The following is an 11315-nucleotide window of genomic DNA, read 5'->3' on the forward strand; positions in this document are numbered from 1 at the left end:
TAATAAGAAGGATGAGAAGGTGTATAAGTATAGATTTTCTCATATTCTATATTTTTTAATTTTAGGATTTTTTCATTTAAACCGCAGTAAGCAATTGTTTTATCAAAAACTTTCACAATTCCGCAAAAAGATGTGCCGTTATATTCAGATACTATGCCAGCAATATTATTTGCCGCAATTCTTGCTTGCTTTTGAGCAGGACCTGCCAAAGGCACATAGGTTTTATCACCTGTTATATAATCTAGTATTTCTACCAAATCTCCTACAGCATATATACTAGGATCATTGGTCTGCATACGATTATTTACTATTACAGCACCTCTTTGATTAACTTCTAGTCCGGATTCAATCGCAAGCTTTGAAACTGGTCTTACACCTATCGAATTAATAACCATATCAGTCTGAATAGTTTTTTCTTTTAGTTTAAGTAGTAATTTGTTTTTATCACGGGTTATTTCATTAACTTTATTATTCAAAATCAGCTTAACACCTTTTTTGCGAAGATGTTTGTGCAAAAAACTTGCCATATCGAAATCCAATGGAGAACAAACATGATCTGTCAGCTCAACAATTGATGTTTCAATATTAGCATTAACAAGATTTTCTGCCATTTCAAGTCCTATTGGACCTCCACCTATTATTACTGCAGAACTTGGTTTATTTTGTTCAATATAAGACTTTATTTTCAAAGTATCAGGTATATCACGCAATGTAAAAATACCTTCAAAGTCTTTTATTTCTTGCAAAATAACAGGTTCGGCACCTGTGGAAAGTATCAAAAAGTCATAACTTTCCTGATATGTCTTATTGATAGAATGATCTTGTATAGTTATTGTCTTTTTATCACGGTCAATAGCAATAACCTCATTTTGAGTTCTTACATCAATATTAAATTGAGAAGTAAATTTTTGCGGCGTCATTACAGTTAATTCTTTTTGATCTTTTATAACACCGCCTATAAAATATGGCATACCGCAATTAGCGTATGAAATATATTCGCCTTTTTCAAGCAAAATAATTTTCATTTTTTCATCTAATCGTCTTAATCTTGTTGCCGCAGTTGCTCCGCCTGCAGCTCCTCCGATAATTATTGTTTTTGCCATTTTTTTATTCCTTTTTAGTTTTATTTCATATCAGTTTTTAATTTTCCATTATATGCATTAAGACCACCTAGATCTATGACGTTGGTATAACCTAATTTTTTCAATGCTGAAGCAGCATTTGTACTTCTTGCGCCGTTTTGACAATATAAATATATTCTGGTATCAAGTTTGGCATAATTTTTTGCCCAATCTTTTATATGTAAAAAAGGCACATTAATACTATTAGGTATCGTTCCTTCCTTAAATTCTGATTCTGATCGTAAATCTATTAAAAAATCATTTTCTGACATAATCTCATTTATGTTATTAATGTTAACTTTCTTATTTTCTCTTTTGTAAAAAGTTTGCATTTTTATTTTTTTCTCCTTGACCCTTGATTATCTTTTGTAATCATGTATAATTAAAATATATAAAGTGAGGATAAATATGATCAAACAAGAACATATCGATTTTTTAAACTCATATCTGCCTTTCTTAAAGAAAATGGCTTTTGATGATAGAGAAGAATTTTTCCGTAAGGTGGTTGTGAGACATTATAATGCCGGCGAAATCATATCAAACAATGAAACTTGCAGCGGCATGATTACCGTCTATGAAGGTCAAGCCCGAGCTTATATAGGCTCAAGCACAGGTAAGCAAATCAGCATATATAGACTTTTGGAAGGTGATGTATGTGTCTTGTCTGCCTCATGTGTAATGAAAAATCTGACTTTTGATGTTACAATTGAAACTGAAAAAGACAGTCAGATTATTGTTTTACCTTCTGAGACTTTTGATAAGTTTGTAAAAAACAATACCCCGTTAAAAGATTATGTTTTGGAAATTATGTCTCAAAGATTATCTGATGCCCTGTTCTTAATAGAACAAACTCTGTTTTCAAGCTTCGATAAACGTCTTGCCAATTTTCTTTTAGAACAAGCCAGCATAGAAGGCAATAATACTGTTAAAATAACTCAAGACGCCATTGCCAATCATTTGGGAACAGCCAGAGAGGTAGTTACCCGAATGATGAATTATTTTGAAAACGAAGGATACATCCAATTGTTCCGAGGCGGTTACAAAATAATTAACGATGCTGCCTTATCTAATGTATAGATTATAATAAAACATGATATTTTATTATGTAACTTTGGTCACTATGTAATTATAGTGTTATTATGTTTAAAAAACAATATATTTATAAAGAAAACACGCTTTCAAGCGAAAGCGTGTTTTCTTTTTTTTGAAAGTCTATCTAAAAACTCTAAATGTTTTTTCAATAGGTTCAAATTCTTTTTTACCAGCAGGCGCCAATACTTCGCCGAAAGGCATTTGCGCAAGCAACTTCCATTCTTGAGGCAGATTCCAACGTACTTTTACAGCTTCATCAATCAAGGGATTATAATGTTGTAAACTAGCTCCCAAACCGTTATCTTCTAAGGCAGTCCAGACGATATTTTGGAACATACCTGAACCTTGCAGTGCCCATACAGGAAAAGTATCTTTATATTCAGTAAACTGTTCACTTAAAGCATTGGTTACTGAAACATCCTCAAAAAACAATACCGTGCCATGCCCGTTTTTAAAAGAATTGATTTTTTGTTCTGTTCTTGCAAAATTCTTTTCAGGAACAATTTTACGCAAAGTCTCAAGCACAATATCCCACAGATCATTATGATTTTTACCTATTAATAATACTGCCCTGTTTGCCTGTGAATTAAAAGCAGTGGGCGAATGTAATAGTGCCTGTTTTATTATATTAATTATCTCGTCATCAGAAATTGGAGAATTTTTACCTATAGCATATATTGAACGTCTATTTTGTACAGCTTCTAAAAACTTACTCATATCAACACCTCTTTTTTACTTTTTATGCCTTAAGTTTATAGCTAATAATTATGTTCGTCAATTATTAATAGTGATAGAAGTACATAATCAATTGATGATGTTATTATAAGTATAAAAATTAAAAAGAATACCAGAATCAAGTTTAAAACCAATTATGCACGAAGTTTTATATGATAAAGTCTTGAATCAAAATCAGTAAGAAGTTTTATCTCTTTATTATATCCAGTTCCCACAAAGTTTTGTTTTAGCTGTACTTTGCCCAAATTAATAGCTGAAGCATCAGCAATATACTTTTCTTCTTCACTTTTTATATCAAAATGATTTCCTAAAAAATTATGTAAAATGCCATCTCCTTTTATTTTTATAGGTGAAACATGATTAATCAAATCTCCAAAAAGCTTAATATTAATACTCTGCTGTCTTGTTTCAATCACATAAATTCCGTCTTTTATATGCATGGCTTTTAAAGTGCGTGATTGTTGATTGGGTTTTACAACACCTTCAAATTGTCCTATTATGGCTTCTGTCCTTTCTTTATTAATAATCATCCAAGCCGTACCGCCTGCCATGTCTTCAAAAATGTCGTCTAGTCTATAAAAATCTCCAAACTGTAGTAATGCTCTGTGTTGTTTATAATAATCAATTTGCTTTTTTATGGTCTTCAATTCTATCGGAGACAAAGCATTAAGATTAATTTCATATCCCAATGTACCAAAACTTGAAACATTAAAACGCGTTTCTAAAGGTACTTTTCTCAATGTTTGATGAGATGGATAAGATCCAATATGAGCACCCATTGTATTTACAGGATAACCGTAGCTTGTTCCTTCCTGGATACTAAGACGGCTAAAACCGTCTGTATTATCTGATGTCCATATTTGCGGCATAAAGCATAACATTCCCAAATCAAATCTGTTTCCGCCGCTAGCACATGACTCAAACAAAACTTTTGGAAAAGATGAAGTTATACAATCTAATATCTCATACAGCCCCAATATATACCTATGAAAGAATTCTCCTTGATTTGATATTGCATATGAGTACATGTCTGTTATATTGCGATTCATGTCCCATTTTACATATTCTATATTGGCACTTTTTAAAACATCGCTGACAGCCTTAATTATATATTCTCTAACTTCTTTTTTACACAAATCTAAAACATATTGGTTTCGTCCTTCCAATGGCGTTCTATTAGGTGCCTTTATTGCCCAATCAGGATGTAAGGTGTACAAATCGCTTTTCTGATTAACCATTTCTGGCTCAAACCACAGTCCAAACATCATGCCCAGTTTGTTTATGCTGCTAGCTAATCCTTTGAGTCCCTTCTTTAGCTTATGAGTATTTTCAAACCAATCGCCCAAAGAACTTTGGTCAGAATCTCTTTTGCCAAACCATCCGTCATCCAACACAAACAACTCTATTCCAAGCTTAGCAGCGGTTTTTGCAAGATTAAGCAGCTTATGATGATTAAAGTCCATATACATGGCTTCCCAGCTGTTAATCAAAATGGGACGTTCTTTTTTAGCCCAATAGCCTCTTACAATATGTTCTCTAATAAAATTATGCATATTGTTAGACAAGCCATTGAAACCTTTATCCGAATAAGATAAAACTGCCTCAGGCGTTTCAAAAATATCGCCGTTATTAAGTTCCCATTCAAAACAATGAGGATTTATGCCAGACATAATTCTTAACTGATTATGCGGTGAAACTTCAACAAGTGTATAATGATTTCCGCTGTAAACCAAATTAAAACCATAACAGCTTCCGTTATTTTGATCTGTTTCGTTTTCTGATAAGATAACAAGCGGATTATGACGATTTGAACTGTTGCCTGTAATCGAACTATTGATAAATTGACCACATGTCAACTGTCTTGTATGTTTTGTACGTTCTTTTATCCAGCTGCCGTCAAAGGTGCTCATCTGATATTGATCGCCGCAAGCCATATCAAGATTAAAACTCATTATTTTTCTGATATATAACGGTTCAGAGTTATTATTAATCAAAATTGCGCGTCTTGTAATTACATCAGTTTCATAAAAGATGGTATAAATCAGCTTTAATTCAACTGAAGATACTTTGTCTGACATAGTAATTTCAAGAGTTTTGACATCATTTTGCCCTATAGCTTGCGGCATTTTAGAAGTTTTTATAGGCAATATACCGTCTATAATATTATGTGTGTCATAAGTAAAATCACATATATAGCTTTTATCTGGCATCTTTATCTCTATTGCAGTTGCCCTATAATCGCCTTTGCCGACTGTTGTGTATTCTTGCGGAATGTGGTCTAGACAATATAAAGGGTCATCTTTACTGTATAATACCGAACTGCCGTAAATAATAGAATTTTTTTCTATTAAGGCGTCATAATCATCTAGATGACTTATTTTTCTGCCATAATAAATGCTTTGAAGATGTCCAAACTTGGTTATCTTAAAGACATAACTCGTATTTACAGTATCAAGATGAAAAATATTGTCTTTAAAACTTATCATTATCTTACTCCGAATAGAGTTTATTTTTCTGGATTATTTTTATTTTGAGTGTTTTCTATATCGCTATTAGGGTTATCCAAATAACCGTCTTTTGTCTTGCCAGCTTTTAAATCGGTTATGATACGGTCATACATTTTGGTGTCAATTTTGTATTTTGTCATATAAATCACATAACATCCCAATATGCATAAGAGAGGTATTACAATCATAGATATTCTCAAAATAAGCAGCATATTGTCATTGACATCAGTTAATATATTTTTAAGCTGATCAGTTTTTTCTATTGCGTTAATAAGACCTTTTTTGAAACTATCTTCAATTTCAGATCTTCTGTTGGCAAGAACAGAAATGCCCGAAATAATCAATGTAAGATTGGTTACACCTACCTGAATCGCACTTGCCATCTTAGTGATAAATGGATTAAGTGAAAACAAAACACTTTCTGTTCTTTTTCCTAGCTTCCATTGTCCATATTCTATTGTGTCCGCCAGCATTACTAAAACAAGCAATTGAATGAAAGCCTGCCCAAAGAACAAAATTACACCTATTATAACTAGAGTTATTAGGTTCATCGGGAAAGCATATCCAATCAGCATAAAACCGATATATCCTAACACTACTAGAACTATTGATAAAGTAAAAAGTTGTTTTCTATTGAGTCGTTTAGAAAATACGGGATAAACTGCTAATGCCAAGATTTGAGTAACAGCTACTACGACCAAAAATACAGTATAAGCTTTTCCGTCTCCCAAATCGCCGTAATCATAATCGAAGAAATAAATTCCTAGTGCTGTAGTGATATAATAGCCGATATTAAATAAAAGTATTGAAATGGCTATAGTCAAAAGCTGATCGTTTTTAAAAATTAATTTTAAAATTTCTTTAAAATGTGTCTTATCCTGTCTTGATGTTATAGGATTAAATTTTTCTTTAACGCCGAATATAACCAAAAGCTGACACAAAATAAAAGTAATCGAAGTAATTAATGCGATTATAAAAAATCCCTTTATAGCGCCAATATTGCTGTTTATAACTATAGGTGTTACACCCATAATTAAAAACATTCCGACATTTGCAAAAATTCTGGCCAATGAGCTGATTTTTTCTCTTTCCTTTTGACTGGTTGACATCGAAGGAAGCATTGACCAGTAACCGATATCATTGGCCGTAAAAGTGATATCAAATAAAAAATAAAATATCGCAAATAAAATCAAAAACGGCACGCCAGAAATTCCAAAATCGGTAAACAAAAGCATGGTTATTCCAGCGCTAGCTACTGCGCCCAAGATTATCCAAGGTTTAAATTTACCCCATCTAGACTTTGTATTATCTACGATCACACCCATTATAGGGTCATTGATTGCATCCCAAATACGCCCAATCAACATTATTATAGTAATCACGCCTAATTCCCAATCTGATACACCTATGGCGTTAATCAAAAAATAAACAAGATATGAGCTAAAAAGTGCATAGCACATATCCCTGCCTATACAGCCTATGCTGTAAGACCATTTGTTTCTCGCCGAAATCTTTTCGGTTTGTTCCATATTTCCTCCTTATCTTTAGATATTTCGGTATGATTTTGAAACATCTATGGTAATTATATCTTCATATTCTTGGCAATCTGAAACTTTAATTTTGATTTTAGATTGACCGCCCACTCCTTTTGTTTTTAGATAAAAACCAGTCGTTCCTCCACTCAAAGCCTTTTGATTATTTCCTATTACAGAGAGTTTTTCATCTGTAATAACGGTTACTACATTGTTGGCATATGGTAAAACATTGCCGTTTTCATCAGTGAGAGTTATATATACTCCAGTCATATCGTAAGAATGAGTTTCAGCTAATGTTTTTGAGTCAAATTCAACCTTAAGTACAGGCTTATAAACTTTACCTTTAATGACCTTAATAACACACTTACCGTCAATATATCCTTCAAATCTGTATTGGGTAAGCTGCTGTCCCCAATTACCTATGTATTTCCCATATAGGTTAGTCGCATCCTGCATAGTCAGTTTATATTTTTTCATCAGAATAAACATTTTGAGTTTTTGAACAATAGACAAGTTAAAACTGTTTTTAGAAAAAGCGATTAAGAGTTCTTTGATTTTATTGGCGTCTTTTTTGCTAAACTTTTCATTTTTTTCGATTAACTCTCCTATAAAATCATCTATCAAAATGGGCGGATGCGGCATATTTTTAAAAGGAGAATTAGACGGATAAAAATCTTTTATGAATTGATTATTTTTAAATACTCTTACAAAATCGCAATTAGTAAACGCATATACATCACCTATATCAGCAGCATCATAATCTCCTGTATGCATATCAGAAGAAATATGCAATACTGGCTGTTTACCATACTGGGAAACATAAACATAAGCTACAGGTTTAGGACGGCGGTAAATATCGCTCACACCGTGATAGCAAATACCGTCCCCGCTTCCAAAGTCCTTGTGTGTATTATAATCGGACATACACCATCCAAGACATCCCGAAATCCGGTCATTTTTGAAAAACTCATTTATAACTTTGGCATGTCTTAAACAAAAATCTGTCTGTCTTTTTGAATTGTCAAATTTTTTGGTTGGGAACATATGGCCATTATGTTCTGTAATCATATATGGTGCATTTTTGGGTGCAACATCTTTTGGTTTTTCTATGATTATGCTTCCATCTCTTAATGTAAAATCGTTATAGGTATAAACATCTTCTAATAAGTGGCTTTTTTTAATAAATCTAACTCCAAATGTCGGTCTTGTTTGATCTAACTTATGAGCCAAATCATTTGTCTTAGAATATAACTCATCATTATCCATTGATTCATTGATTCTGACGCCCCATATAATTATGCTTGGATGGTTATAATCCCTTTCTATCATTTCTTGAACGCTTCTTATTGATATTTCTTGCCAGTCTTTATTACCGATATGTTGCCAGCCAGGAATTTCTTCCATTACCAAAAGGCCAATTTCATCACATTTATTTAAGAAATGAACAGATTGCGGATAATGTGAAGTTCTAACAATGTTAACGCCTAAGAAGTTTTTCAAAAATAACGCATCAGCTTCTTGCATTCTTTTGGGTGCGGCATATCCTATGCCCTCATAACTTTGATGGCGGTTAAGTCCAAGAAGTTTTATTTTTTTGCCATTTAGGTAAAATCCTTTTTCCGTAAATTTAATTTCTCTAAAGCCTGTTTTATAATTTTGAATATCTTCTTGTCCGTCTGATGATACATATTTTATCTCGACATCATATAAATAAGGATTGTCAATATCCCATAATTTATAATCAGGTATATTTATCTCTTCTACGATATGGTTATTTATGATTTCAATTGATTTTGTATATTGATTTCCCTTGTCGTTTATATTGATAAAGAGATTACCATCTAAATCAGATAATAAAATATCAAAAACTAAATTTCCTTTATGAATATCTGAAGAAATAAATACTTTTTTTATATGCTTTTTAGAAATTATATTAAGGGAAACTTCTCTATAAATGCCGCCATAAACCAAATAATCTACCACGCCACCAAAAGGAGGTATATCAGGATTTTCAGAAGCATCAACTTTGACTATTAATTTATTTCTTTTACCTAAATAAGAAGTAATATCAAACTCAAATGGCAGATAAGCGCCTTTATGTGTTCCTGCTAAATGACCGTTAAAATATACTTCACAGTAGTTTGCAACACCCTCAAAACGTAAAACAGCCATTTGATTTTGATTTAACTTAATATCGCCAAATTCATAACAATATGTATAAATGTTTTGATAATCTTTTTCATCAAAATAATTTTTTTGTAAGATCTTGACCGTATGAGGAATATCTACAACTTCACAATCTTTTTCAATACCTTTAAACTTATAATCATCCAAAAAGCCGTTTTTAAATTTCCATCCAAAATTAAACGGTATAACCTTACTCATTTTTCCCCCCATGTCCCATATCAAGTTTTTTAAATTACCTTATAAACTCTTGTTTCATACGGTCTTAAAGTAATGTTATCAATTTTTTCATTGACATCATAATTTGAAATTAATAATTCGTATTTATCAAATTTTAAATCATCAATAAGTTTAAATTTGATATTTTTCTTTGAAAAATTATTAATAACAAGAATTTTTTCGCCGTTATATTCCCTAGTATATACGTATAGAGTACTATGTCTCTCATAATACTCCTTATACTCCCCGTACAAAATAACAGGATTTTGTTTTCTTAGACGAATAAGCTGCTTATAATAACTTAAAATTGAATTAGGATCGTTAATTTGATTTTGGACATTAATTTTTTTATAATTATCATTAACTTTTATCCATGGAGTACCTGTTGAAAATCCCGCGTTTTTTTCGTCTGACCATTGCATAGGCGTTCGCGCATTATCTCTTGACATATATTTTAATTTGCCCATCATTCTTTTGTGAGAAAAGATTTTTCTGCCAAGTTTATATATGTTATGAGATTCTATATCTCTATAATCTTCAAGATTTTCAAAATGCGCATTAGTCATGCCAATCTCTTGTCCTTGGTAAATAAATGGCGTGCCTTTTTGCAAATAAAGCATTGTTGCCAGCATTTTAGCACTTTCTGCCCAATATTGACCTTCATCCCCAAACCTGGATACGCTTCTTGGCTGGTCATGATTTTCTATGAATAAGCTATTCCAGCCTTTGAGCTGGTATTGCCATTTTGAAAAAACACGTTTTAATTTTTTTGGTTTAAACTTTGTGATAAACCATTTCATACCCAAAAAGCTGTCAACACCTGTATGTTCAAAATGGAAAAACATATCTAGTTCATTATTTTTTGTATATTCATTAGCTGTTTCGGGATTTAAAAAGACCATTTCACCTACTGTAAGACAGTCATATTTACCCCAGGCATCACGGTTTATTTCTTGAAGATATTTGTGAACATTAGGACCATTAACTACTTTTTCTAATCCTCTTAAAAACGGATTAAATTTTCCATTTGGTAAACCAGGAGTTTTGGATATAACGTTTATTACATCACATCTAAATCCGTCAACCCCCAAATCAGCCCAGAACTTGATTATATCTTTTACTTCTTCCCTAACTTTAGGATTATCCCAATTTAGATCAGGCTGTTTTTTTGAAAACATATGCAAATAGTATTCTTTAGTATCGGGATCATACTGCCAAGCTTTGCCTGTAAAAAAGCTTGTCCAGTTGTTTGGAGGCTTTTTACCCTTGCCTTCACGCCAAATATAATAATCTCTATATGGGTTATCCTTTGACTTTTTGCTTTCCAAAAACCAGGGATGTTCATCAGAAGTGTGATTGACCACCAAATCCATAATGAGTTTGATTCCTCTTTTGTGCATTTGAGAAATCATTTCTTTCCAATCATCCATGGTGCCAAAGTCAGGCATAATATCGCGATAATTACTTATATCATACCCGTTATCATCATTAGGAGATTGAAAATATGGCGAAATCCAAACGGCATTAACACCTAGTTCGGCAAGATAATCTAATTTTTGAGTTATTCCTTTTAGATCTCCTATTCCATCACCATTAGAATCAAAAAAACTACGCGGATAAATCTGATAAATAATAGCTTCTTTATGCCAAGTGCAACTCATCTTCTCCCCCAAATTAACTCATTTTTTCTTGTTGGACTTAAATAATTTTTTCAGACCTCTAATATATTTTTTATTGGCTATATCTATAATCCCCAAAGCGCCTTCTTTGGTCAAAACACCGTTGCTTAGCATTGCCAGCATTCGCAACGGCAATTCCAATGTTGATTGAATTGAATAATCATTCAAAAGCATTTCATCTTTTGTTGTGCTTGTGTATTGCTTAATAAGTTTTTTCTTTAAAATACGCCCTATTAAAGTTCC

9 protein-coding genes are annotated in these 11315 nt (G+C 32.3%); 1 reads left to right on the forward strand and 8 read right to left on the reverse strand.

Annotated features, from left to right (window positions below):
* The coding region (locus tag VIL26_07235) for an FAD-dependent oxidoreductase (GenBank protein HEY8390720.1) at positions 1–1103 on the reverse strand (1103 nt) is incomplete at its 3' end.
* A gap of 20 nt (positions 1104–1123) precedes the next feature.
* Positions 1124–1453 (reverse strand): rhodanese-like domain-containing protein, encoded by a 330-nt coding sequence (locus VIL26_07240; protein HEY8390721.1) that lies wholly within the window; start codon positions 1451–1453, stop codon positions 1124–1126.
* Positions 1454–1529: 76 nt separating this feature from the next.
* Between VIL26_07240 and VIL26_07245 the strand changes: the two genes are divergently transcribed.
* The gene (locus tag VIL26_07245; GenBank protein HEY8390722.1) at positions 1530–2198 is read left to right on the forward strand and encodes a Crp/Fnr family transcriptional regulator; all 669 of its coding nucleotides are present in this window, start codon (positions 1530–1532) and stop codon (positions 2196–2198) included.
* A gap of 135 nt (positions 2199–2333) precedes the next feature.
* On the opposite strand, the gene VIL26_07250 is transcribed toward VIL26_07245, so the two are convergent.
* The 6 genes from VIL26_07250 to VIL26_07275 form a co-directional block, all read right to left on the reverse strand.
* Positions 2334–2930 carry a nitroreductase family protein gene (locus VIL26_07250; protein ID HEY8390723.1) on the reverse strand — a complete coding sequence of 199 codons (597 nt, stop codon included), beginning with the start codon at positions 2928–2930 and terminating at the stop codon, positions 2334–2336.
* A gap of 152 nt (positions 2931–3082) precedes the next feature.
* Complete coding sequence (locus VIL26_07255; protein HEY8390724.1) at positions 3083–5434, reverse strand: alpha-galactosidase; 2352 nt, start codon at positions 5432–5434, stop codon at positions 3083–3085.
* Positions 5435–5454: 20 nt separating this feature from the next.
* On the reverse strand, positions 5455–6984 hold the full coding sequence (locus tag VIL26_07260) for a glycoside-pentoside-hexuronide (GPH):cation symporter (protein HEY8390725.1): 1530 nt from the start codon (positions 6982–6984) through the stop codon (positions 5455–5457).
* Positions 6985–6999: 15 nt separating this feature from the next.
* A complete protein-coding gene (locus VIL26_07265; protein HEY8390726.1) occupies positions 7000–9375 on the reverse strand; it encodes a glycoside hydrolase family 2 TIM barrel-domain containing protein in 2376 nt (791 codons plus the stop codon).
* Positions 9376–9404: 29 nt separating this feature from the next.
* A complete protein-coding gene (locus tag VIL26_07270; protein HEY8390727.1) occupies positions 9405–11054 on the reverse strand; it encodes an alpha-glucosidase in 1650 nt (549 codons plus the stop codon).
* Between the two features lie 18 nt (positions 11055–11072).
* The coding region (locus VIL26_07275) for a hypothetical protein (protein ID HEY8390728.1) at positions 11073–11315 on the reverse strand (243 nt) is incomplete at its 5' end.

The sequence above is a fragment of the Clostridia bacterium genome, assembly GCA_036562685.1.
GTDB lineage: Bacteria > Bacillota > Clostridia > Christensenellales > DUVY01 > DUVY01.

Coding starts and splice junctions, on each gene's coding strand:
- VIL26_07250 (HEY8390723.1), bottom strand. CDS start 2,930: ATGAGTAAGTTTTTAGAAGCTGTACAAAATAGACGTTCAATATATGCT.
- VIL26_07260 (HEY8390725.1), bottom strand. CDS start 6,984: ATGGAACAAACCGAAAAGATTTCGGCGAGAAACAAATGGTCTTACAGC.
- VIL26_07265 (HEY8390726.1), bottom strand. CDS start 9,375: ATGAGTAAGGTTATACCGTTTAATTTTGGATGGAAATTTAAAAACGGC.
- VIL26_07240 (HEY8390721.1), bottom strand. CDS start 1,453: ATGCAAACTTTTTACAAAAGAGAAAATAAGAAAGTTAACATTAATAAC.
- VIL26_07245 (HEY8390722.1), top strand. CDS start 1,530: ATGATCAAACAAGAACATATCGATTTTTTAAACTCATATCTGCCTTTC.
- VIL26_07270 (HEY8390727.1), bottom strand. CDS start 11,054: ATGAGTTGCACTTGGCATAAAGAAGCTATTATTTATCAGATTTATCCG.
- VIL26_07255 (HEY8390724.1), bottom strand. CDS start 5,434: ATGATAAGTTTTAAAGACAATATTTTTCATCTTGATACTGTAAATACG.